The 24505-nt window shown below is 34.7% G+C and carries 16 protein-coding genes and 4 pseudogenes; 7 read left to right on the forward strand and 13 right to left on the reverse strand.

The features are described from left to right. Position 1 precedes the first annotated feature (1 nt). The 3 genes from NSS74_RS25195 to NSS74_RS28030 are packed head-to-tail and all read right to left on the reverse strand — an operon-like array spanning position 2 to position 5989. A complete protein-coding gene (locus NSS74_RS25195) occupies positions 2-4558 on the reverse strand; it encodes an amino acid adenylation domain-containing protein (protein ID WP_340814514.1) in 4557 nt (1518 codons plus the stop codon). A 14-nt stretch (positions 4559-4572) separates the two neighbouring features. Continuing rightward, complete coding sequence (locus NSS74_RS25200; RefSeq protein WP_059038542.1) at positions 4573-5835, reverse strand: MFS transporter; 1263 nt, start codon at positions 5833-5835, stop codon at positions 4573-4575. Between the two features lie 22 nt (positions 5836-5857). After that, positions 5858-5989: a DnaB-like helicase N-terminal domain-containing protein gene (locus NSS74_RS28030; RefSeq protein WP_003192741.1), complete on the reverse strand. Its 132-nt coding sequence runs from the start codon at positions 5987-5989 to the stop codon at positions 5858-5860. 554 nt (positions 5990-6543) lie between these two features. Between NSS74_RS28030 and NSS74_RS25205 the strand changes: the two genes are divergently transcribed. Beyond that, on the forward strand, positions 6544-7716 hold the full coding sequence (locus NSS74_RS25205; protein ID WP_215589259.1) for a serine hydrolase domain-containing protein: 1173 nt from the start codon (positions 6544-6546) through the stop codon (positions 7714-7716). A gap of 838 nt (positions 7717-8554) precedes the next feature. Here NSS74_RS25205 and NSS74_RS25210 read toward each other — a convergent pair. After that, positions 8555-9247 carry an IS6 family transposase gene (locus tag NSS74_RS25210; protein ID WP_215571633.1) on the reverse strand — a complete coding sequence of 231 codons (693 nt, stop codon included), beginning with the start codon at positions 9245-9247 and terminating at the stop codon, positions 8555-8557. 184 nt (positions 9248-9431) lie between these two features. Beyond that, positions 9432-9635: a hypothetical protein gene (locus NSS74_RS25215; RefSeq protein ID WP_080448057.1), complete on the reverse strand. Its 204-nt coding sequence runs from the start codon at positions 9633-9635 to the stop codon at positions 9432-9434. Between the two features lie 798 nt (positions 9636-10433). On the opposite strand from NSS74_RS25215, the gene NSS74_RS25220 reads away from it, so the two are divergent. Then, complete coding sequence (locus tag NSS74_RS25220) at positions 10434-10772, forward strand: hypothetical protein (RefSeq protein WP_078205932.1); 339 nt, start codon at positions 10434-10436, stop codon at positions 10770-10772. Between the two features lie 227 nt (positions 10773-10999). Here NSS74_RS25220 and NSS74_RS25225 read toward each other — a convergent pair whose 3' ends face one another. The 6 genes and pseudogenes from NSS74_RS25225 to NSS74_RS25250 form a co-directional block, all read right to left on the reverse strand. Then, on the reverse strand, positions 11000-13246 hold the full coding sequence (locus NSS74_RS25225; RefSeq protein ID WP_201053838.1) for a putative mucin/carbohydrate-binding domain-containing protein: 2247 nt from the start codon (positions 13244-13246) through the stop codon (positions 11000-11002). 238 nt (positions 13247-13484) lie between these two features. Further along, a complete protein-coding gene (locus NSS74_RS25230) occupies positions 13485-15476 on the reverse strand; it encodes a DUF3472 domain-containing protein (RefSeq protein WP_340814519.1) in 1992 nt (663 codons plus the stop codon). Positions 15477-15616: 140 nt separating this feature from the next. Next, positions 15617-17863 (reverse strand): M60 family metallopeptidase, encoded by a 2247-nt coding sequence (locus tag NSS74_RS25235; protein WP_340814520.1) that lies wholly within the window; start codon positions 17861-17863, stop codon positions 15617-15619. A gap of 776 nt (positions 17864-18639) precedes the next feature. Beyond that, a complete protein-coding gene (gene hfq / locus NSS74_RS25240; RefSeq protein ID WP_002203963.1) occupies positions 18640-18828 on the reverse strand; it encodes an RNA chaperone Hfq in 189 nt (62 codons plus the stop codon). A gap of 39 nt (positions 18829-18867) precedes the next feature. Beyond that, positions 18868-19081, reverse strand: a pseudogene (locus tag NSS74_RS25245) (hypothetical protein). A 173-nt stretch (positions 19082-19254) separates the two neighbouring features. Continuing rightward, on the reverse strand, positions 19255-19533 hold the full coding sequence (locus NSS74_RS25250) for an AbrB/MazE/SpoVT family DNA-binding domain-containing protein (protein ID WP_088031163.1): 279 nt from the start codon (positions 19531-19533) through the stop codon (positions 19255-19257). 583 nt (positions 19534-20116) lie between these two features. Here NSS74_RS25250 and NSS74_RS25255 point away from each other — a divergent pair. Both NSS74_RS25255 and NSS74_RS25260 read left to right on the forward strand, forming a co-directional pair. Further along, positions 20117-20989 (forward strand): annotated as a pseudogene (locus NSS74_RS25255) (ComEC/Rec2 family competence protein); the annotation flags it as partial. Positions 20990-20991: 2 nt separating this feature from the next. Next, positions 20992-21204: a DUF3006 domain-containing protein gene (locus tag NSS74_RS25260; protein ID WP_088031164.1), complete on the forward strand. Its 213-nt coding sequence runs from the start codon at positions 20992-20994 to the stop codon at positions 21202-21204. A 47-nt stretch (positions 21205-21251) separates the two neighbouring features. Here the strand turns inward: NSS74_RS25260 and NSS74_RS25265 are convergent. Further along, a pseudogene (locus NSS74_RS25265) lies at positions 21252-22008 on the reverse strand (SDR family oxidoreductase). Positions 22009-22331: 323 nt separating this feature from the next. Between NSS74_RS25265 and tnpA the strand changes: the two are divergent. After that, on the forward strand, positions 22332-22733 hold the full coding sequence (gene tnpA / locus NSS74_RS25270; protein ID WP_088031165.1) for an IS200/IS605 family transposase: 402 nt from the start codon (positions 22332-22334) through the stop codon (positions 22731-22733). A 5-nt stretch (positions 22734-22738) separates the two neighbouring features. Next, positions 22739-23068 (forward strand): annotated as a pseudogene (locus tag NSS74_RS25275) (RNA-guided endonuclease TnpB family protein); the annotation flags it as partial. 149 nt (positions 23069-23217) lie between these two features. On the opposite strand, the gene NSS74_RS25280 reads toward NSS74_RS25275, so the two are convergent. Then, positions 23218-23442 carry a hemolysin XhlA family protein gene (locus NSS74_RS25280; RefSeq protein ID WP_193648235.1) on the reverse strand — a complete coding sequence of 75 codons (225 nt, stop codon included), beginning with the start codon at positions 23440-23442 and terminating at the stop codon, positions 23218-23220. A gap of 590 nt (positions 23443-24032) precedes the next feature. On the opposite strand from NSS74_RS25280, the gene NSS74_RS25285 reads away from it, so the two are divergent. Continuing rightward, the gene (locus tag NSS74_RS25285; RefSeq protein ID WP_240381055.1) at positions 24033-24275 is read left to right on the forward strand and encodes a DUF3937 family protein; all 243 of its coding nucleotides are present in this window, start codon (positions 24033-24035) and stop codon (positions 24273-24275) included. Positions 24276-24505 lie beyond the last annotated feature (230 nt).

Consider the following 24505-nt stretch of genomic DNA (forward strand, 5'->3'; position numbering starts at 1 on the left):
TTTACACCCTCTTCTTTGTTAATTTAAGTAATACTTTGCTCAAGCTTTCTTCCGTAAGATCCTCAGCATCAGCAAAATCTGATACTGTAAAAGCTGACTCTGTTGTTGGTTTATTTATAAGTTGACGAAGATGCCTCAACATAACATCTGCTATCGCTTGAATTTTTAATCTAGAAAACTGTTCTCTACTATAAATCCAAACAAAATGTAACTTCTTATCTTTTACCATACCGATAACATCAATTAGATGCGATGGCTTGGAATCTGGAGCATGATCTAAAAATGTAAACCCTGTCTCTTGCATAAACAAAGATTCCTTTGAAAACACTTGATCAAATTGGCCCAAATAGTTAAAGCTTATTGAAGGCTTTTGCTGATAAAACGGAAGTAATTCTTTTTTCAAGTAACGTAAAATACCATAATCAACTCCACGATTCGGAATTTGACGCAATTGATCTTTTACAGCCTTTAATCCTTCAATAGGTGTTTTAGTTCCTTGAAAATTCAGATGAACAGGATAAATACTCGTGAACCAGCCCACTGTCCGTGATAGATCAATACCTTCAACCATCTCTTCTCTCCCGTGTCCTTCTAGATGAATAGAAACCGTTTGCTGATTTGTAAAATCGACGATAGCTTGTCCTAATGCCGCCAATAGTACCTCATTAATCCTTGTCTTATGAGTCACTGGAACTTCTTGTAACAATGCATGTGTTTCTTCTACTCCTAAAGTCCTCGTCACTTGATCAATCGATTCTTCTGTTGTTTCTTGCATTGGATAGTCCATTGGAATTTTCATCGTTTCTTTTTCTACCCGTTCATTCCAATAATCTTGTACTTCTTTTGAAATACCCGAATCACTGTATGCCTGCAGGCGTTCCGACCACTCTTTAAAAGATGTACTTTTCGCAGGTAGGCGAACTCCTTGACCTTGTTTCATCTGGTTATATACCGCCTGTAAATCTTCCAATAGAATTCTCCACGATACTCCATCTACTACTAAATGATGAATCACCCAGAATATTCGATCATTTCCAGACAAGGTGTCCTCAAAGTAAACTACTCTCATTAACGGACCTGTAACTAAATTGAAACTAGTTTGAGTAATGTTCATCTCTTCTTGTATTACTTTATTCCACGCTTGTTCATTAGCTTTGTTCCGTTTTACCACATGAAGTACAGAATGCTCATCAGTCCCTTCATTTCTCTGCCTCCACGTTCCATTTGGTAACTGTTCGTACCGGAAACGTAAAGCATCATGATGTTTTAGTAAGTTTAAGATCGCTCCTTCTAGTAACTTCACGTCCAATCTCTCTTTTACTCTTAAAAGCATCGATTGATTCCAATGCTCCGGACGTGAATGTTCTTGCTCGAAGAACCAGTACTGAATTGGAGTAAGGGGCACTTCTCCTGTCACAATTCCCTGCTCCGCTTGTACTCCCTGAGTTTCTATAGCCACTTGTGCCAACTCGGCAATGGTTGGGCATTCAAACATTTGCTTTGGAGTAAGTTTTAATCCCTCTTGACTTGCTTGAGATATGATTTGAATACTGAGAATCGAGTCGCCACCAATTTCAAAGAAATTATCATGGATTCCTACCTTTTTAACACCTAATACTTGCTTCCAGATGGTAGCCAGTATCTTTTCGTTACTATTCCGAGGGGTAACAGCTTCACTGTTAGTCTGCTCTTCCTCCGGCATAGGTAAGACCTCACGATCAACTTTACCGTTAGCTGTTAGTGGAATGGCTTCCATCGTCACAAATCTCGAAGGGACCATATAGCTCGGTAGTTTCGCTTTAAGATACTCTCGCCACGCACCTACATTTCCATCTCCTACAACATATGCTACTAATCGTTTGTCACCCGGTTGATCTTCTCTAACAATTACAACAGCCTCTTTTATAGATGCATATGCATTTAAAGTAGACTCAATCTCCCCAATCTCAATTCGGAAACCACGTATTTTGACCTGATGATCAATTCTTCCACGATAATCCAGATTCCCATCTGGCAAATACCTTGCTAAGTCTCCTGTCCGATATAATCTTGCTTTCGGATCACTACTAAATGGATGAGGTATAAAGCGCTCTGCAGTTAATTCAGGTCGATTTAAATACCCACGTGCAAGCCCCGCCCCGCCAATATAAAGCTCACCATCTACACCTATAGGTACAGGTTGTTGATAAGCGTCTAGTATATACACTTCTAAATCTGGAATCCGCTTTCCGATATTACTTCTTGAAGCATGCTGTACATCATCTTGAGTAATTGGATAATATGTAACATGAACGGTAGTTTCTGTAATTCCATACATATTAATTAGCTGCGGTTTTTTCTCCCCATACCTTTGAAACCACGGTAACAAGCTAATAGGTTCTAACGCTTCTCCACCAAATATCACATAACGCAGCTGCAAGCTTTTATTCTCATCTTCTTGTTCACACACCTGTATTAACTGTCGAAATGCGGAAGGTGTTTGATTTAGAACTGTGACTTCTTCCTTTACTAACAGTTGATAGAAATCTTTGGGCGATCGACTAATCCAGTACGGAACAACAACTAATTTCCCACCATATAATAATGCTCCCCAAATTTCCCATACTGAGAAATCAAATGCATAAGAATGAAAAAGCGTCCAAGTGTCTTTTTCATTAAACTGATACCAACAGTCCGTCGATTTAAATAAACGAATGACATTGTGATGCTCTATCATAACGCCCTTTGGATTCCCTGTTGATCCCGAAGTATAGATTACGTAAGCTAGGTTTTGAGAACTTACATCAGAAAACGGTAAGGTCTTACTTTCTTGCCCAATCTCATCTCTATCACGATCCAGGCAAATCGATTTAATATTTTCTGGTAACCATTTCAATTCTTTTAAACTTTCTTGCGTTACGAATAACTGAATGCCAGCATCCTCTAAAATATATTGAAGTCGCTGCTCTGGATATGTTGGATCAAGTGGAACATAGGCTCCACCAGCCTTCAAAATCCCTAAAATACCTACAATCATTTCTAGAGAACGTTCAACACACAGCCCAACTAAAGTATCAGGTCCTACTCCTTTTTTCTGCAGATAATGAGCTAACTGATTTGCACGTTCATTTAGCTCCCTATAAGTAATTTTTCCTTTTTCATACGTAACTGCAATAGAATTTGGATAAATCATCGCTTGCTGTTCGAACAATTCATGAATAGTTACTTGAGGTGGAAAATCAAGCTTAGGATTGTTGAACTCTACTAAACTTTTTCTTTTATCTTCTTCTGAAATAATTTCAATCTCAGAAACCTTTTGCTTTGGGTTTTTAAATGTATTTTCTATTATTGCTAACATGGTTTTAAAAAAGCGGTTTATCTCTTCTTTAGAAAATAGCTCTTTACGATAGTCAATATGTACTTGTAAAGAGTCTATATCAGTCAAATTCTCAATATGTACTGCAAAATCTTGCATTTCTTCACCATTTGGAATCCAAAGTGAGTCACCACTTTCATCACGATCTCTATAATCAATCGTAGTTCCGAAAAGTCTAACATTGCTGTTATTCTCTTTATTAATCTGCTTTAATAACAAATCAAATGGGTATTTCTGATGTCGTAATGATTTACTTTGTTTTCTGGACACCCTACCAATAAATGAAAGTACTTCTTCCTCTGGATCCATATCCATTCTTAGAGGAACCGTACTCACCATCATTCCAATTAATTCCCGTTCCATTTTAGTCATACGATTGCCATAAGCCATTCCTAATGCAATATCAAGCGATGAGGTCCACCGATACATAGACAATGAGAAAGCAGCAACAAAAAGAGAATATACACTAAATTTATAATCTTCAGAAAATAACTCTATCTTTTTCTTCAAATGCTCCGATAATATAAACGTTTCACGTGATGCTTTGGTACTAACTTGGTACGTATTATAAGGCTTCAATCCTGTCACAGATGGAATTGTTTTAAATTCCTCTAACCAGAATTTTTGATCTTTTTGAAAGCGAATACTATTCAAGTATGTTTGTTCATTGGCCAGAAATTGAACATATGAATTTCTAATTTCGCCTTCCTCAGTCTCGTTATGCATCTCATAATAATATTTTGCAATCTGACTGGTAAATATTTGGATTGATAAACCATCCATGATAATATGATGAACATTCCCAAAGACTGCACATTCATTATCGTTTAATTTTATTAAAGCGAAATAGTATAAATCTGAATTAAATAATGTAAACGTTTCTTTTGTTTTCTGCTCAATCCATTTCTCAAGCAAATCTGAATCCTCCACGGAACTGAAATCGAAAAACTCAAATTCTTGTTCTTCATGTTTAATAAAATATTGTTCAGGTTCCTGATGCCCATTTTCTTTTAATCTGATGCAAAGACCATCATTTTCACTAATAACACGATTCACAACTCGATTTAATTTTGAATAATCCATTTTTCTATGAAGTTTAAACAAAAACCTTAAATTACATATCCCTTTACCGGAATGAATAACTTCTGTATACCATATTCTCCTCTGTGGATGACTTAACGGATAACATTCCTCATTGGCCATAAAAAATCTTCCCTTCAAAAATTATTTACTCTTACAGGTTCTTGTTTATGTGTAACCCATAAATATTTCTGTAGTGCAACCCCAATTACTGCAATGATGATGAGCCCAATACCCACATAAAAATAGAGTTCAATTACTCCGAAAAAGTGAACCAGTGGACCGCTCATAGCAGGAGAAATAATGAGGGCTGCATTTGCTAAACTGCTTTGAATCCCAAATACTCTTCCGACCTGTTCTTGATGAGATTCTATTTGTAGAATGACTTGATTGGATACAAACATAAGTCCACTTCCAATACCAGCTATAAAACTGATCAGATAGGCAAAAATGAGGGATGCATCAGGACTTATCAGAGTTATCAGACTGATTCCTCCAAAGCCAATTCCCATTAAAGCAATACCTCCACATATTACCCAACCATATTGAAAATGTTTTAATTTCTGAGTTAAGAATGCGCCAATTATTCCCCCAAGACCAATAATAGAAATGATGTATCCCATTTTACTCTTATCATTTGGGAACAAGCTCTTAAATAAAGTAGGGAACTGTGAGTCTACTAATTGTAATACTGCCATAGCTATTGTAAAGAAAATCATGGTCGATAATATCATCCGATTGGATAATACATAACCCCAGCCTTGTAACCAAGCAGTCCAAGTACTTTGCTGTTTCTTTTCTATATGTTCTCTTGACAGAGATTCCTGTAACCTTATTGTGGGCAACAGAACCAAAGCAGCTAGTAAACAGCATATTGCCCTTATAATCAGACAAAACTCTGGCTGAAACCAGCTCAGTAACATTCCTCCTATAAGTGGGCCCAGTATCTTGGTTCCTTGCTCAACTATCCCATTGATACTTACTGCTTTGGTAAGCAGATCAGGAGAAACAATCTGTCGTGTTAGTGTTTGCTGTGCAGGATAGTAAAAAACGGTGAAAATGGAACGAACCATTAATGCTAACAAAAGCCAATGAATATTTTGGACAAATAAAAGAACAATTGTTAATAAACCAACCATTAGATTACAAAACATCATAATTGGAATTTTTCTAAAGCGATCAGCAATCACGCCTGCCCATGAACTAAATATAATCCCAGGAAGTGCATACGCAACAGGAATTAATCCAATCATGGTGGGGTCTACTTCCCATTCAAAACTAACAATGGTCATAATGGCTAACATGTCAATAAATACTCCGAGCATAAGCAGTGAATACGCAGAGAAAACTTGTAAATAAATTGTATTTCCCCATAGACTTTTTGATTCGGTAATTTTCATAAAAACGAGCTCCTTAAGTTTACTAAATAGGGACGATAGAAACTAATTGGGTGGAATAAGAGACTTCTCCCGCCTCTTCAACCCTATTCTTTTTTTGCAGTTCGTTTGTGATGGTAATGAAATCAATAGCTTGCTTAGACTTTCTCAAAGACACTAACGCTCTAAAAGTGAGATATTGACTAACAATTAAATCATAACACTCCTATTAATGGGATTATTTTCTAAAAATAATATAGAAAACAATGAATATTCCGATTATTTTTTTCTGAAAACCAGATATATTTCTATAAAACAACTAAATTAAGATTAAATCGTATCGCAGATTTTAAATAATATTAATAAATAGAATCTATTTTGAACGTAAGAAATTTGTAAGGAATGGATAAGGAAAAAGAGAGTTTCATTGTATAGGATAAAAATATTACGAGGCGTGAAAGGTGGAACAGATATGACTTATATATGAAAAACAAACTAGTAACAAAAGTGTTTCAAGGAAAAGAAGTAATTTCTGTGGTTTACAAACATGTGAAAAAAGAGAGATTTACCGTTTGTTAGGGCAGAATGGCGTTGATAAAATCATACTTATGAAGATGATTACAAATTCAATGTTGACCTTTTGTAATCGGTGAAGATGATAGCTGTGTGGTTAGTATGAAACAGCAAGCAAGCAACCACCTATACAATATGAATAGAGGAGAGGAATGCCTTATGAAAACACGTAGTCAAATTACATGTGCAAGTCTTGCCATTTTAATAGCTGGGAGTTCCCTGTTATACACAACACCAACATCAATTGTAACAGCAGAGTCCACTGAAAATGTATCTAGTTCGTCACACACAAGCACTAAACGAGATCGTAATTCCGTCAAACAAGCAATGCGAGATACATTGCATCTTGGATTCCCGGGGATACTTGTTAAAACCTATGAGGGTGGAAAAACGTGGGGTTATGCCGCTGGGGTAGCGAATCTGAGCACCAAGAAACCAATGAAAACAGATTTTCGCTTTCGTATTGCCAGCGTAACGAAGACGTTCACCGCAACGGTTGTACTTCAATTAGCTGGAGAGAATCGCCTGAATCTAGACGATTCCATCGAAAAATGGTTGCCTGGTGTTATTCAAGGAAACGGATATGATGCTAAACAGATTACTATCCGGCAGATATTGAACCATACAAGTGGTATCGCTGAATACTCAAGGACAAAAGAAGCTGATTTTTTTAAGAATAGAAATAAATCGTTTACTGCTGAAGATCTAGTGAAGTTGGGACTTTCGCTGCCCCCAGACTTTGCCCCAGGAAAGGGCTGGTCTTATTCAAACACAGGATACGTATTACTGGGTATCCTTATCGAAAAAGTAACTGGAAACAGCTATGCGGAAGAGATTGAAAATCGAATTATTGAACCACTTGAATTGTCAAATACATTTCTACCTGGCAATTCAAGCGTTATTCCAGGCACCAACCATGCCCGTGGATATTTCCAACCAGACGGAGCAAGTGAGCTAAAAGACATTACGTATTATAATCCAAGTATAGGTAGCTCGGCTGGAGATATGATTTCTACTGCTGACGACTTAAACAAATTCTTCTCTTACTTACTCAGTGGTAAATTACTGAAGGAACAGCAACTAAAACAAATGCTTACTACAGTTCCTACAGGAAGTGCTGAAATCGTCGGATATGGTCTTGGAATCTATGAAACTAGGCTTCCAAACGGTGTCTCGATATGGGGGCACTCAGGTGGCATTCCAGGGTTTAGTACTTTTGCTGGAGGTACACTTGGAGGTAAGCATACGTTAGCTGTCAATTTTAACAGTTTAGGAAAAGCTGACAATCCTGATCCTTTTAAAAATATTTTACTTGCTGAATTTAGCAAGTAGGAAAAAAGGAAAAATTTATCGTAGTTTTCATAGTTAAAAATATACTTTTCTGGTTCAAGAGCCCTAATTTATTTTCAAGAAAAATTTGGGGCTTTTTTTTGTTTTGGTGGCGTTTATTCTTCTTAAGTTGATGGATGTACGGTGCTACCCCATGCCCATCAACTTAAGAAGTTGGTTGTTCCCCAAAATGAAAAAATGAATTGAACTTTCATAAATAACTGTAGGGATATAAAATTTTCGTTTTGGGGGTTATTTCAAAATCTTAGGTTGATGGGTATGTGGTAGGGCCCTGTATTTGACTCTTTTTCTACACCTAGATATTCTAGTGTTCGTTCTAACACAAGTGCAGCCTGTTGATGTGTGAGTGTGCCATGTTGGTTAAACTTAGTAGCCGAAACACCTCGGATAATTCCTGCATCGTATAGGGCTTGTACATCATAATGCCGGCTGCGAACGTATTTACACCGAGAAGATGAGTGGGGCAAAAGATGATTGCCCAGAACTGGTATGCTAGCTGTTCTTGCAGAGTTTGAGCGTGATATTATTCGTGGAAAGCCTCTTCGTAAAGATCATACGTAAATACAAACAAAACCAGCAAAACACCTCTTCTGTGTCGTACTGGTTTTGTTGAAGTCCATCTAGAATTGTAGCTAGTTCAACGTGATTGCAAATTCCGAGTTCGGCGCGCCAGCAAATACAACCGTTCCGTTCTTCGGCAGTTTTACTTTGTTATTGCCGCTCACAACGGTAAAATTGACACATACTCCCTTCTCATGATTCTGGTGCAAAAATAAAATATAGGAGAATAAAGCACATATATTCCTAACGGAATCGTATCTTATGCTGCAAGTCCAAACAATTGATGGATGAATTCTTTCTGATTTTGGACAGACTGGTCCCGTAAATCAAGCTGCTCTTTTTTAATCATATGCATGGCTTCTACTCCAGAAAGAATGGATGTAGCTGTGTCAAACATAGAACGGATTCGCTTCTTTATAAAGCGATGATCTTGTTCTACTATGTTATTCAAGTACTTTTGTTGTCTAAATTGCATACCATCAGGTATTCTTTTTTCTTTTTTCAACTGTTCAATTGCTATAGGATAAGCCGGGTTCTTATCGACTGTTATAACACGTGGCTTTGAAACATGAAAAGACCGCAAAGCTTTCTTGAAAAAGCGCTTTGCAGCCTTCTGGTCTCTTGTTTTGTTTAGGAAAAAATCAATTGTGTTTCCTTTCGAATCAACAGCACGATACAGATACATCCATTGACCTTTTACTTTGATATATGTTTCATCGACTCTCCAAGAGTCATTTGTTTGTTTGAGGTGACGGCGGATTCGTTTGTCCAATTCAGGACCATACTGATGAACCCAACGCATAATCGTTGTATGAGAAATGGATAAACCCCGTTCTTCTAGCATTTCCACCAAATCACGAAAACTGAGGTTGTACCGTAGGTACCATCTTACCGTTAACAAAATAATATCAGGCTGATAATGCTTCCATTTGAATACATTTTCCTTTTCCATACCAATCACGCACCCTTTTTAAAGTCATAGTAACAGTATGTCCAAGATTTATAGATTCATTGCAATTGTCCTTAAGTTTTTGCACCAGAACCAACGAACGCGTTTTGAGAGAGTATCTCCATGTTTTAAATACCTTCGTTGCCTTAAAGAAGCTGTTCTTTATTCAAGAATAGCTTCTGGTTGTTTAATAATTTTTATCCAAGAACAAAAGTAGATAACTACCTGCACAAAGAAAAAATGCAACTCGGGTTATGATATAAATTGAAAATTCAAATGAAGTTAGTATTCTTTCTCTCTTAATCTTTTTAAAATGCCTGTAATAATAAAATGAACATAAGAGTAGTATTATTGCTGATAATTGGAATGTATTTTCCAATAGATTAACCAAAAAATCAACTCCTCACAATGACGGTAGAATATGTCCTATTACAATAATCCACTCGTAAAATCCTGCTTATTTCTAATCTAGTCCTAAAATAAGCACAATATAATAAAACAAATGAAATTACAAATATTGTTCGTTTAGACCAGATCTTAAGTATTAGGGCGATTATCCCTAAAATTAAACTGCTAATGCTTAAGGCTAATTCGATGTATGCAACCGCATATATACTAAACTGCTACGAAAATAAACTTTTGAATAGAAGTTTACTTTCCAATAATCATTAAAACGGACGTATACGTCATATGTATCAAGCCTTTCTTTTTTGGTGTAAAAATTGTTTTATCACATTAAGAGCATCCTACACAAGGATTCTCTTAATGTGATAAGGAGTTAGATATGAGTGAATAAGGAACAACGTAGGGTTGTCCCTATACTTGTCCTTATCAAAAGGTGACATAATAACAGCACTCGTTTCCGCGAGTACTTTGGTAAAAAAGGGATTAGATGAAATATAACTTGTTTTATACTATATGCTTGTCTCCTTTAAAGTGTGAAAATGAAAAAGAGCACTCTCCTTAAGTGCTCTCTCGCAAAGAATATCGGTAATTATATTTGCAACCGTTCTATATAAGTGTATGCCTCTGAATTATCTTTATGTCTGAAATTGTTATTATATAATCCATTACGGCAGGTGATATTTCGTATAAAAAAGAGCAACCATACATCACTTGCTCTCATACTGTTTACTTTTAATATATATTATTATATTTTAGTAAACAAAACTACTAAAGGAGGAAATCTATGATTAACGCAATAGGTATAGCTTTCATTATTTCCTACGATTTGGCTAATACAGATAGTTTTCAAATCGAACAAAGTAATGCGCTTATTGAATCCATCAGTTCTCGAAAAATGATAAATAATGAAGGAAAGCCTGTATTAGAAATAGCATGTAAATATAACATTCTAATGAATGAAGATACTGAATGCATAACTATTAATGATTACACAGGAAAGATATCACCTTTTCTTCGTTCAATAGTAGGACCAGGTCTTGTCATAACTGAAAATTATTATTTAAACCATGTTGATAAGCCCACTAAGCATATAAAAGAAATTATAAAGGAACTTTTAGAATAATAAGGGCAACCATGCATTCGGTGCCCTTTCGTCAAATGTCTATGTTATTACTATAAATCATTTTTTCAATAGGTAACATTCACGGAACCCAACATTGGAAAACCACTTTATTTTATTGGCTGTAATTTCCGTTTTGGAGGCACTTCAAAATGTTAGCTTAATGGGAATGAGGGAAACCCCATAATTACCCTCAACATTTGGGCGTAGTTTCAATATATATTAGACCCCTATGTTAGTGGCTTCCATAATGCCAAAGCGAATATCCAATTTGAGTCACCATTTCCTTGATGATTTTGAACAGCTTCATACACTTTCCCTTGATGTTCTACTTTGTCGCCCTTTGTATATGCCTTCCTCGGATCCCATTTTTCATAAGATACATTTTGATCTTTTGTTTTTATCAGAAGAATGTTACTTTGATTTGATGTATTTCCAGCTGTATCTACAGCCTTCACTGCATATTTATATTCCTTATTAACTTTTAGGTTTTGATCAGTAAACGTCGTTCCTTGTACCGTTTGAATCAATTGTCCATCACGTAATACCTGATATTCTTTTACACCTACATTATCTGAAGAAGGATTCCATTTTAGCTCTACACTGTTAGAAGTAACATTGCTTGCATATAATCCTTGTGGCTGTGTTGGAGCCTCTGTATCTGGCTTAGGATTAACAATTTGATTTACTTTCTTCAGGCCATCCTTTGTAACCTCATACATTACCTTTTTATCAAAGCTTTCGTGCTTATTATTATCTAAATTTATTAACGTTGCTCTCTCTTCACCTTCTAGGTGTGTAAGTTCAATAAAATCGCCCACTTTTACTGGGACTGTTTTTGATTCAGCATTTTGCTGTTTATTCCCATAAACCTCTTTGTTATAGACCAATTTACCTGATGTGTTTTGCACTTTAATACTTGCATATGTGCCATCAAAGTAATGGTGTGGTACACCTGCTTTTAGGTCAATTTGCATTTCTTCTGTTGATTTATTTAAATTTACTTTTGCGAATTCAAAATCTCCAATCCCTTTCAGTGACCATGAAAACTGTTTTCCTTCCAAGATATCATCTGTATTTGGTACATGGCTTTTTATTTGAGTAAGAAGATCCATCATCGGTCGCGGTTCATTCGCAAAAACAGAAATGATACTGTTATTTAATTCTTTCCACTCAGCATCTGTTACATTTGGATTTTGTAACATAAGAGAAACGTAATCTTTCCATACTAAAAAATTGATTGGTAAAATATTGGTGGATATTTTATAAATTGCAATTTTATTATCTGCTGAAGTGATCGCTTTCGCTAACCAGCGTAATCGCTCTGATTGATCTAGTTTTACTGGGTCACGTTCAGCATTTTCAAATAGTAGCATATACGGTACTTGATTTGTCGGGCTATTATCTGACCAAGGAATAACAGTTGCATCATGACGGCTCGATTCACCCCATCCGGATATATCATTTCCTAAATTCCAAGAAGATGGTTTGTTATTCCATATGAGTGCACAATGTCCAGGTTGTCCAACAGGCATAGCTGCCACTCCAAAGGCTTGGCTTACTTGCGTACCAAACTTCGAAATATTACCGCATACCCCGCCAAATCTGTAAATGGAAGAAAGATTCCAACCTAAACCGTAGAATGCATCATTTCCAGCGTGAATGCTAACTCCATCTTTGTTATGGGTTACATAATTAATCAAATATGCACTTTCCCCTACCTTATCTTGATTTTTAAGTTCTGGATGTTCCGTATTAATCATATTCCTTGCCCAGGTTAAATCTTCTTCTGGTGACCAAGTATTCACTACTAACCTTAAATGCCAAACATCATATGTTCTAAAGCAAGGAAGTAACTCATTATTTTGATCTGCTGATTTATAATGTTGGTACCTTGTTAATGGATTAATAGGTTGATTGTTTGTCCAATATTTTATAGGTTCAGCATGAGCTAACGATGTAGCTATCGCTAGTTTTAAATACAATCCTTCGTGAGAATTTGCATCCGCATTCCAGATTGTATTCCATATCTCAAGTGCATTTACAGGATTTTTTCCAGTTGGACTACCACCTTCAAGATAGGTATTCATGACACCTGTATTTTTCATAGCCCAGCCAAGAAATTTCTGATGGTTAGCATCTTTTTTAGCAAATGTAGCCATTGTTGCAGCACCTGTTTGTGATATGAATTGCCACTGAGCCAAAGCTGCTGCAAATACTGGGTCTGCAAGCTTCTTTTTCAAGTTCTCTTCAGTCATACCCCCAACATTTCCATTCAAATATGCTGTGAGATTATTCAAATGAGCTTCAAAATTACCATTTGTAATTGCTTGATCCGTCTGTTGGTTCAATGTTTCTAAAGTGAATGTTTCTTGATTGAATGATATTGTTTCAGCTGAAACCTTTGTATGCGGAATCGTAGCAATACTTCCTAAAATAATCGGCATTGTTAATAATAAAGATGAAATCCTTTTCAAAATAATTCCCCCTTTTTTGTTTTTGACCTTTGACTGCTGCATGATTCTCGTTTATATAAAATAATTTCCATACTTAAAGGCATGAGGAATTAAACAGCCAACATGAATATAATTTGGTAGTTTCCTAACCTTTCGCAACTGGCTGACATAGTGGAATGCACCTTAGTCCCTATAACTTTCACTAATTTTACCTTTATCGAATTTCATTTTATAACGTGGTATTCCCACGCCCATCAACTTAAAAATTCAAAGTAAGTGGTTTCCATAACGATAAGGCAAATATCCAATTCGGATCACCATTTCCTTGATGATTTTGAACAGCTTCATACACTTTCCCTTGATGTTCTACTTTGTCGTCCTTTGTATATGCCTTCCTCGGATCCCATTTTTCATAAGATACATTTTGATCTTTTGTTTTTATCAGAAGAATGTTACTTTGATTTGATGTATTCCCAGCTGCATCTACAGCCTTTACTGCGTATTTATATTCCTTATTAGCTGTTAGATTTTGATCAATAAACGTCGTTCCTTGTATTGTTTGAATTAGTTGTCCATCACGTAATACATGATATTCTTTTACACCTACATTATCTGTAGAAGGATTCCATTTTAGTTCTACACTGTTAGAAGTAACGTTGCTTGCATATAATCCTTGTGGCTGCGTGGGAGCTTCTGTATCTGGTTTCGGATTAACAATGCTATCTACTTTCTTCAATCCCTCTTTTGTAATCTCATAGACTGCTTTATTACCAAAACTTTCTTGCATGTTCTTTTCCATATTTGTAATAGTAGCTCGGTTCGCTCCTTCTACATGTGTGAATTCGATAAAATCGCCTACTTTTACCGGAACTTTGGCTTGCTCAGCATTTTGTTGCTTATTTCCATAAATCTCTTTGTTATATACTACTTTACCTGATGTGTTTTGCACTTTAATACTTGCATATGTACTATCAAAGTAGTTATGTGGTACACCTGCTTTTAAATCAATTTGCATTTCTTCTGTTGATTTATTTAAATTTACTTTCGCAAATTCAAAATCTCCAATCCCTTTTAGCGACCATGCAAATTCGTTACCTTCTAAAATGTTTGGAGATTCATTTTTGATTTGTACCTTTTTCTCAACAGTTTGATCAAATAAATCTGTTAATATAATTTTTGCATAAGCATTTGTAGATAATAGTATAGATTGACTAATCTCACTTTGATAAGATTTAATATTATCAATTATCTCGATTGGTTGTCCTGTCATATTTTCATCATTATAAATTTCAATTTTACCTTTAAATTGTGGTGTGCTATTTTCTTTTAGCTTCCAAGATACATTTAATTTTTCATTTTCATAATATATAGATTGTATATCAAAATCTAGTTTTCCTATTTCAGGTTGAGTAGGTTGATTTAGTGTGAATATTTTTCCTGTTCCAATGGTAGATTGAGTATTACCTCCTGCTTTGACCCATACATATTCTGAAGTCGCTCCTCCATCATATTGATAAGAAGTATCATGCTGTCCAGAAATACTTTGATTATTCCAAGAATTCCATTGTTTATCTACTAACTTTCGACTATAACCATTTTTTAGGCGTGCTTCTCGAACATCCTGTCCATTACCAGCCCAGTCTTCTTGAAACATTCCTAATCCATGATTAAATGCAACATTAGCAACCGGAAAGTCCATAATTGCAATTAGATGCCATTTATTCTTTGTTACATCTTTCATCCATTGTCCAAATTTAGTATGACCATTTTCTTGCCATGAACGCATTGTCATTCTGTACCAATTGTGGTCTTTCCAACCATAAGTTGTTTGAACCTTCAGTCCTGTTCCTTCTCCTCCAAAGAGTCCAGCTTGTGAATTCGAAGATAAGTATTCGGCCTTTATTGCTTCTTTAGAGGCAATTGGATCCCATAAGGCAAAATGTAAAGTACGCTTTCCATTTTCATCAAACCCACTTTGTTGTTGAAAACCAGCATATCCTCCAGCTTCACCACCTGCATTCCAGTTGTGTACAGCCCAATACGTATAAGGTGCAGTCTGAACTGGTGACCAGTCTATACTAATAATATCTGAGGAAGCTGTATTTTGTGGACTCACATAAACTGAAGGAGCAGCTGAACGTGTTACTGCTTTAGTGTGCGAAATAGACGTTCCAAACATAGAAAACATGCTACATGCTGCGGTAATTATAATAACTTTATTAAATCTTTTTTTCGTTTTCTGACTAATCACTAATCTACTTCCTTTTCTAATTTTTATTTTTAAATAATAACTTAGTAGAGAAATCTATCAAAATTCAAGTAACATCCAGTAATTCTTTAAAATACTGACCCAATCTATGATGTTCTATATTCACATCTGATTCTTACATATTAATTGATTGTAAGTGGTTTCCATAAAGATAACGCAAATATCCAATTCGGGTCACCATTTCCTTGATGATTTTGAACAGCCTCATACACCTTCCCTTGATGTTCTACTTTGTCTCCCTTTGTATATGCCTTCTTCGGATTCCATTTTTCATAAGATACATTTTGATCTTTTGTTTTTATCGGAAGAATGTTACTTTGAATTGATGTATTTCCAGCTGCATCTACAGCCTTCACTGCATATTTATATTCCTTGTTAGCTGTTAAGTTTTGATCAGTAAACGTCGTTCCTTGTACCGTTTGAATTAGTTGTCCATCACGTAATACCTGATATTCTTTTACACCTACATTATCTGTAGAAGAATTCCATTGTAGTTCTACACTGTTAGAAGTAACGTTACTTGCATATAATCCTTGTGGCTGTGTGGGAGCTTCTGTATCTGGTTTCGGATTAACAATTTTATCTACTTTCTTCAATCCCTCTTTTGTAATCTCATAGACCGCTTTATTCCCAAAACTTTCCTGCATGTTTTTCTCCATATTTGTAATAGTAGCTCTGTTCGCACCTTCTAAATGTGTGAATTCAATAAAATTGCCTACTTTTACCGGAACTTTTGCTTGCTCTGCATTTTGTTGCTTATTTCCATAAATCTCTTTGTTATATAACACTTTACCTGATGTGTTTTGCACTTTAATACTTGCATATGTACTATCAAAGTAGTTATGTGGTACACCTGCTTTTAGATTAATTTGCATTTCTTCTGTTGATTTATTTAAATTTACTTTCACAAATTCAAAATCACCAATCCCTTTCATCGACCATGCAAACTGGTTTCCTTCTAAAATATTCGAAAAATTCGGTGTATCCGGTTTAACCGGATTAGAATCTGTACTTTTCCAAATTTCAGCCGTTAAATTTGGATACCCTAGTGCCGCTACTTTTTGGATTGTATCATTATTTGGGCGTAATCCCCATTTCTCAAAAAACGGAATTAAATTTTGTTTTGCTGCCTTTGATGCTGAAATCATAAATAATTGTTTTTTCGTTTCATCAGTTTGTGGAATCTCATTTGAAGGCATGTCTCTATACAGCTGATGCAACTTAGGATAGAAGTCTTCTCCGTACGCTAGTTGTAATTGCCAAAGCATTACAACTTTAACAAAAAGGTCACTAATGTCATCATAATTTTTATTAGGTTGTTCTAAGTATTGAAATGCCTTAGTATAAGCGCCCTCTTGTTGCAATCTAAAAGGTTGATTAGATGTAAATGCTTTTTCTACAGCAAGGCTGTAAAGATTGACTTGTACCTCTGTCATATTTTTAAAGTTCCAAGGCGTTTGTTGTCTCATATGTCCTGCCTCATGCCAAGGTCCCCATCCATCATTTGTAAATTTATTAATGTCTAATACATGTTGGATTGCATCTCCTACATATGCAGTTCTGTGAGGATATGCATACATATAATAATCCAGAGAATGGTTATCCTCCACATAATGCAGATAATGTTTATCTACTTGTTCTTCAGATAATCCAGATATTTTATCTTGAATTCTAGTAGCCTCATCCATTTTTTTTAAGAGTTGTACAGGATCTGTGTTAGAGTCTATCAAATATTTTTTAACACGAACTGGGCTAGCAGTAATCAATACGCGCTCCCCTTTTAATTCCACCGCATGTGCATTTGGATATTGATTGAGCATATTTATTAAATCTTGTTTCGTATGCTTTCCAAGTTCAAAGAGAGGAGTAGCCGTTCCGCCTGTTATTACTGTTGTTTGAATGGTACCACCTTGTTGTTTATTATAAAAATAAATCATTCCTCCATTTGGAGATTGAATTGTGTTTGTACCTGGATTTAAAGTAAATGATTTAATTTTGGAATCTTCCCTCCAAGAAGCATCGAACGAGAAAGTTCCAATATATGCTTGTATACTTTGATTTCCTTGTACCTGAATTGTTATTTGTTCATTTGGCTTAGCATATAACCCTGTTGGCTCGTATGCACTAAAATTTCTTTCCCTTCTTTCAATATTTTGAAGTTGGGAGACATCTCCTTTTCCTGGAACTGCAAATACTCGATTTTCCACATTAACAGAATTTTCATTCTGTAACGTTGTAGATACTTTCTTTTGCTGTGCTTGTTCTTCCGCAAAGACTTCTAATGAAGGCGTTATTCCAGTAGCAAACATAGATAATGTGGCAGTTATCATCACTAAATTTTTTGTTTTTTGTTTCTGTCCCCTTTTCATAATATCCCTCCGCTATATTTCCAAATACTTATATATTCATATTATCTATTGACACATATTTACACAATTTAACATAAATATACTCATTTATATAAGATAATGAACATATTTCAATTCACTTGATAAGAAGAATAATCAAATGAATGTATGAGAAAAAGAAGGATTTTAATACGTTTATTATTAAAAACGTATTAAAATCTTTAAAAATGTCAAAATATTAATACATTATGTTTTGGTACAAAAACTTCCAAGCAGTTGTAACTAATCACCTAAACCCGGATATACCAGTACTTTTAAAAGAACGTAATCCTAATTGGGGTCACCATATCATTTCGATAAATTTGTACGCTAAGAAATTTATAAAGGTTGTAGATGTTTAATAAACGTTTAAAAATATTTTATAACACATCTTTAAACATGATAATCCTTGACTATATAAGTAATGTCTTTAAAGGTATACTTCTATAAGAATTTTTGAGGGAAATGAATAAGTTGTGATAAACCTAATTAAATAAATGATTTGAAAGTAAACTAAACGGCTAAAAGTTTACTTTCATTTTTATTAAAAAAAGAACATGTAGAAATTACTACATGTTCTTTTTGAGTTGATGGCAATATTACAACTTGTTTATATTAGTTTGCTACTTTCATACTTTTGTAAAACTCGTTTTCACTATATGGTGCCCCTAATATCCTGTTTACATTTGTACATATTAACAGATTGGTATTGCATAGATCGTAAAATTTGCCTAGGTAGAGCTAAATACTTTATGGTATTACTTAATGATTGTAGAGATGGCTTGTTTGTATACCAGTTGTTGTTTACCATGAACCATCATTAAGACAGTAAATTTATCTGTTGCAAGGATCTGCCCACGTACTGGAACGCCATTCTTTAAAAATACAGTAACTTCCCCTTTTTTCTCTTTCAATTGTTCATACATATCTTCTTGTAAATTAAACATGAAATGCGCCCCCTGGTTTGTTTGTATTTACTTTTCTTCTCATACCTGCTGCTTTTCACTGTTGGATATTTGTGATTCCCATTCACTTTCTATATGTTCGTATTTTCTTGGCTTTCTATGATTTTCTTTTACAAACTGTGTATATTCTCTATATATAACCAATTATAAATATGCTCTTTTTGTTTTTGTTTGAGGTGTGACCATTTTTGCTTGTTTGAAGGATCTTGCCATTTACTTTTACATGATTTTTCATCTTCATTCAGCCCTTTTATTTTCAGAACGAATATATAAATATCGTAACATCAAAGATATATATGTCGCAAAAGTTAAATGTAGACTAGTTCGTTGTGTTGTTATTTTTTATAATAATTACGGTACGTGAAATTATTTTATTGATCTTTAAAAAAGCCCCTTTTAAGGAGCCACTTATTTCACAAGGTACTGTTTTACTTCTTTTATTAATAGTTCCGCACCTTCTGGACTTAATGTTATCTTACCATTTGCTAATGCTATGTTACGATTTGACACCTCTCCTGTTAATGCACAAACACGACCCGGCTGATACTTCTGTAAAACAATATCTTCACCTTCTACAAAGATCTCTAATGGTGATTTTTCTTTAATACCTAGCGTATTTCTAAGTTCCTTTGGAATTACCACACGCCCTAATTCATCTATTTTTCTAGTTACTCCGGTTGCTTTCATCTAATATCTTTCCCCATTTCATTATCAATTGTACCCAAGTTATTCTTTACTATTGTAACAAGCTTTTCCCATACATGAAAATTTATTTGCATTTACAAAAGAACAAGTAAAATAAATAGAGGATTTTTGGCACGATAACAAGATAAGTAATTGAAATGAAGCAATTCGTCAGCTCGTAGAGAAAGCGTTAAGTCTTAAATAATGACTATCCTTTTTATTCCCCCTAAAAACCCAAAAAAACACATGAAAAGTCCTTATCTGCCTTTTCATATGTTTTTAAAATGAACAAGACCTATTGCATTAACTTGTCCATCGAAACACAAAATAAACAAATCTGAAGAGTCGTTTTTAAATTAAACCTCATTTTTTTAATACATACTTTAATCCTCTCATTTTCCGTTACTAGTGTAACCAAATATATTACTCTATTAGGCTTTGAATTATTGGTAATAAATGCTAAAGTTAAATAAGTTAAAAAAATATACAAAGTGAGGCGATATTTTTGAAAAAGCTCAGTTTATTACTAACGGCATTTCTAATGATTGCTGCATTATTTATCCCTAATCTTGCAAGTGCTAAATCTTTCCCTGATGGTACATTTGGTGCAGACGTAAAAGTAACAAGTGAGCAGTCTGCTGCATTCTTAGCTCGCGTATTAGAACCAAGCTTCCGTCCTCCCCTTCCTCAACCAGAGGGCAATTTAGAAGTTCATTATATTGATGTAGGACAAGGTGATGCAACGTTTATAAAATCTCCAAGTGGAGAAACAATCCTCATTGACGGAGGAAACAATGGCAAAGGTAAGGTAGTGGCAAATTATCTAAAAGGACTAGGATTCCAAACCATTGATTATATGATTGCTACACACCCTGATGCTGATCATGTAGGTGGATTAGATGAAGTCCTAAATTCTATGAACGTAAAAAATGTGTATGCACCTAAAGTAAGCCATACTACCCAAACATTTAAAGACTTTTTAACTGCGGTAGCCAACAAAGGATTAACAATTAAAGAAGCAAAATCTGGTTTAAATTTACCAATCAATGGTTTAGATTCACAATTCTTAGCCCCTGTTAAAGAATATGGTGATGACTTAAACGAATGGAGCTCTGTATTAAAAGTAACGCACGGCAGCAAATCATTCTTATTTACTGGTGATGCTGAAGCAAAAAGCGAAAAAGATATGATTGCAGCACATGGTTCAAACCTAAAATCTGATGTATTAAAACCAGGTCACCATGGAAGCAAGACTTCTTCTTCTCAGCCATTTTTAGATGCAGTTAAACCAAATATCGCTGTTATCAGTGCAGGTGCAGGTAACAGATATGGACATCCTACACAAGAAACGTTAGCCAAGTTATCTTCAATGTCTGTTAAGGTATATAGAACTGATTTAAATGGAACTGTAGTTATTAATAGTGATGGTTCAGATATTTCAGTAAGAACGGAGAGATAACGATGCAAAGAGGTATTATTGACCGTTTTGAAGGAGCATTAGCAGTTATTGAAATCAATAACATAACAATTGATGTACCCAGATCCAAACTTCCTTCTAATGTAAAAGAAGGGGACGTTCTTATAATTGAAAATGATACGTATACAATTGATAATCATGAAACAGATAAAAGAAGATGTGAAATTCAAAATTTAATGGATAAGCTATTTGAATAATAGATTTTCAAAGTCAGCTCAATATAAGCTGGCTTTTTCCATTGCTATTATAAACAAGATCCGCCACTTGCATCGATTAATTCCCCAATTATCCAGCGACTGTTTGATGAAGCAAGAAAAGCTACAATATCAGCTATATCTTTAGGCTCCATCTATTAAAGGTCGAAAAACTTGCAGCATATTTCTGTCCATCTTGATTTCCCAATGTTCCAGCATTCATTTCTGCATTAATTATGCCAGGAAGAATGGCGTTTACCGTAATACCGCGGTAACCAATTTTGTTGTGCTAAAGTATGAGTGCGTCTATTAATTGCCCCCTTAGATATACTGTAAGCAAAAACACTTGTCGAGGTGACACATGTAACAAACGATGAAATATTGATGATCCGTCCTCCATCTTTTAATCGTGGTAAAGCCTGTTGGATAATAAGAAATGGAGCCTTAACATTAATATTCATAATCTCATCAAAAGACTCTTCTGTGGATTCTTCTAATGTTAAAATCCGCCCGATTCCAGCATTATTTACAAGAATATCAACCGTAGTATCGCCTATATGTTTTTGAAGGGATTTCTCCATCATTGGATACAATTTATTGATACCGTTAAGAGTGCTTAAATCCGCACTAATTATGAATGCGGAACCACCATCTTTTTTAATTTTATGCACCACTTCTTCTGCTTCTTCTTTTTCCATAGTGAACTACGACCAACGCACCATCCTGTGCCAAATTTATCGCAATATTTCGCACTATCCCCCTACTTGCACCAGTTACTAACGCGACTTTTCCCTTTAATGTATTCATTTCTTCAGCCCCTTGTTTAAAACTCATCCTAGTTATATCACAAGATGACCTTTGAAATGTTGCGCTCTTATTTGGCATCCATAAAACAGCAAAAAAAACATCTCATAAGAGTCGGCCTTTTCACTTCACACATACATTGGCTTTACAGCCCTTTTCGAACGAGAAAGCCCATTGCCTTTAGGCATGGGATGAAAGTGAGGTTGGATAAGGAGTACCACTAAAAATCACAAGGTTTGTGGTACTTTAAGTATCCAAAGTGTTGGTATCTTTTATTTTTCATCCTTTTTGTTGCAGTTAATTGAACAAACTAACACAATGTAACTATGATAAATGATTATAGAAGAACTAAAACAACCGTATCATTCATTAACTATCATTTTGTGTTTTGTCCACGATACAGAAGAAAGATTTTTCTAAATACAAAAGTAGAAGAATGCTTCAAAATGTTGGTTCAAGAAATATGTAATGAACTGGATATTGTTATTATCGCAATGGAATGTGAAAAAGACCACGTTCACTTGTTTTTAAATACACTGCCAACACTTAGTCCCGCCGATACAATGGCAAAAATTAAAGGAGTGACATCAAAGTGTTTGAGAGAAGAATTTCCCCATCTCATGCACCTGCCAAGTCTATGGACACGTTCCTATTTTGTTTCTACTGCTGGAAATGTATCAAGTGAGACAATAAAACATTATGTTGAAAATCAAAAAACAAGGGGGTGAAACTTATGTCTCAAACCATAACAGTTAAAGTTAAATTGCTTCCAACAAAAGAACAAATCTGTTTATTGGAACAAAGTAGCCACGAATATATCAAAGTCATTAATGAACTTGTATCTGAAATGGTTGAAGCAAAGAAAAGCACTAAGAAAAGTACAAAAGATGTTCTTGCTAACCTACTAAGTGCGGTTAAGAATCAAGCGATTAAAGATGCGAAAAATGTGTTTTCTACAAAGGTGAAAAAAAGTAAATACCAAATCGTTCCGATTTTAAAGAAACCCGTTTGCGTATGGAATAACCAAAATTATTCATTTGACTTCACACACATCTCAATTCCGTTTAGCACATTGTTTTAGCTCCTTTTATCAGAAAAAAACGATTCATCCTCCACCTTCACTCCGCGCTTAGAGGAGGGGATCTTCTCGTTCACAAAATAAAAAGAGGGACAAATGCCCCTCTTACAATTACATCTCACTATTTCACAAGGTTAAATAATACCTTTTAATATCAATCCTAAAACTGACATAACTATCGCACTAATAATGATTCGCAAAATCCAGGTTGTGTTTGTACTTATTTTTTCTAATTGCTTATTGATTGTAGCTATGTCTTTCTCATTAATAGTTGTACGCATCTCTAAATTACGAATATCTCTCATGATTTCTTTTTGTTCCGTTTTTAGACTGTCAATTTTAGCGTATACATCTTCCATATATTCACACCCTCTGTTCATCTTAATAGAGAAATCTATATGTATATTATGAGACAACCCTCTTAACTGTGAATGCATTCCACATATTCACACGCCAAATCCTTTGGTAAAACCTAATTGAATTACTTACATCTTTCCGTGCTTACATATTAAAATTATTAGTAGGATAATCCGCAGTCTTGCAAGTTCTTTTTCACAATCTGGGCCTCTTCTCCTATCCATATTTAGCTACTCCACTGTATTTCCTAAAACACTCATATATTTATCTACATATAAATATATGAGTGTTTAAATCTTTGCTTATATGTGATTTAGATAAGTCGGAATTAGAAGAGGAATCCTTAGTGATTCCTTTTTCTATTTGATATGAAAAAAGAACGGATTTTTCTACTTTAATTACGTCTTCCAATCCTAGTATCTAGAACACTCTTTATATGCTGTTTCGAAATGGTTCTTATTTTCCTCTGAGTTATATCTCCATTTATATTTTGCCAATCCGAATTATTAAGGTCATACTCACAATCTAACATCCTCTTTTTCTCCAACGTTAAATTAGATGTACAGTGGTGCTTTATGTTTAAAAGCAAAAAATGATTCTATTTTGTTTATGGTTATTTGTTACTTTAAATGTTGTTGAATTTACTATTAGTTATAATCAAAGAGATTATAGACCTACTACAGGCAATGAGGTGTTAATCTCTAAAACATTGCGAATAACATTACTAGATGTCCCTGAAGGAATATTTTGTTATTTCAGGTGCAATTTTCATATATCAATTCACAAAAAAATCACCGAACGAAAATGCATCTTTGTAGGTGCTTTTTTTCGGTGAACTATTGATAAATGAAATCCACATAAATCTTCACTAAATGTGACTATAGTCCCTTATTATTCCTTGAAATAATATGACACTTCCAAATTCAACATTTATGACTACTTTCTAATGCTTCTCTTATTACTGATTGCTTTACAAAAAAAACTGAAGGAACATTATCAGAGAAGTTTTGGTATACATGTAAAACTACTATATTTCCAAAGAACGTGTATAAACTGTGACAAACA

The organism is Bacillus sp. FSL E2-8868 (genome assembly GCF_038005505.1).
GTDB lineage: Bacteria > Bacillota > Bacilli > Bacillales > Bacillaceae_G > Bacillus_A > Bacillus_A mycoides.

Coding starts and splice junctions, on each gene's coding strand:
- NSS74_RS25195 (WP_340814514.1), bottom strand. CDS start 4,558: ATGGCCAATGAGGAATGTTATCCGTTAAGTCATCCACAGAGGAGAATA.
- NSS74_RS25200 (WP_059038542.1), bottom strand. CDS start 5,835: ATGAAAATTACCGAATCAAAAAGTCTATGGGGAAATACAATTTATTTA.
- NSS74_RS25205 (WP_215589259.1), top strand. CDS start 6,544: ATGAAAACACGTAGTCAAATTACATGTGCAAGTCTTGCCATTTTAATA.
- NSS74_RS25210 (WP_215571633.1), bottom strand. CDS start 9,247: ATGGAAAAGGAAAATGTATTCAAATGGAAGCATTATCAGCCTGATATT.
- NSS74_RS25220 (WP_078205932.1), top strand. CDS start 10,434: ATGATTAACGCAATAGGTATAGCTTTCATTATTTCCTACGATTTGGCT.
- NSS74_RS25235 (WP_340814520.1), bottom strand. CDS start 17,863: ATGAAAAGGGGACAGAAACAAAAAACAAAAAATTTAGTGATGATAACT.
- hfq (WP_002203963.1), bottom strand. CDS start 18,828: ATGTTTAATTTACAAGAAGATATGTATGAACAATTGAAAGAGAAAAAA.
- NSS74_RS25250 (WP_088031163.1), bottom strand. CDS start 19,533: ATGAAAGCAACCGGAGTAACTAGAAAAATAGATGAATTAGGGCGTGTG.
- NSS74_RS25260 (WP_088031164.1), top strand. CDS start 20,992: ATGCAAAGAGGTATTATTGACCGTTTTGAAGGAGCATTAGCAGTTATT.
- tnpA (WP_088031165.1), top strand. CDS start 22,332: ATGATAAATGATTATAGAAGAACTAAAACAACCGTATCATTCATTAAC.
- NSS74_RS25280 (WP_193648235.1), bottom strand. CDS start 23,442: ATGGAAGATGTATACGCTAAAATTGACAGTCTAAAAACGGAACAAAAA.
- NSS74_RS25285 (WP_240381055.1), top strand. CDS start 24,033: ATGATTCTATTTTGTTTATGGTTATTTGTTACTTTAAATGTTGTTGAA.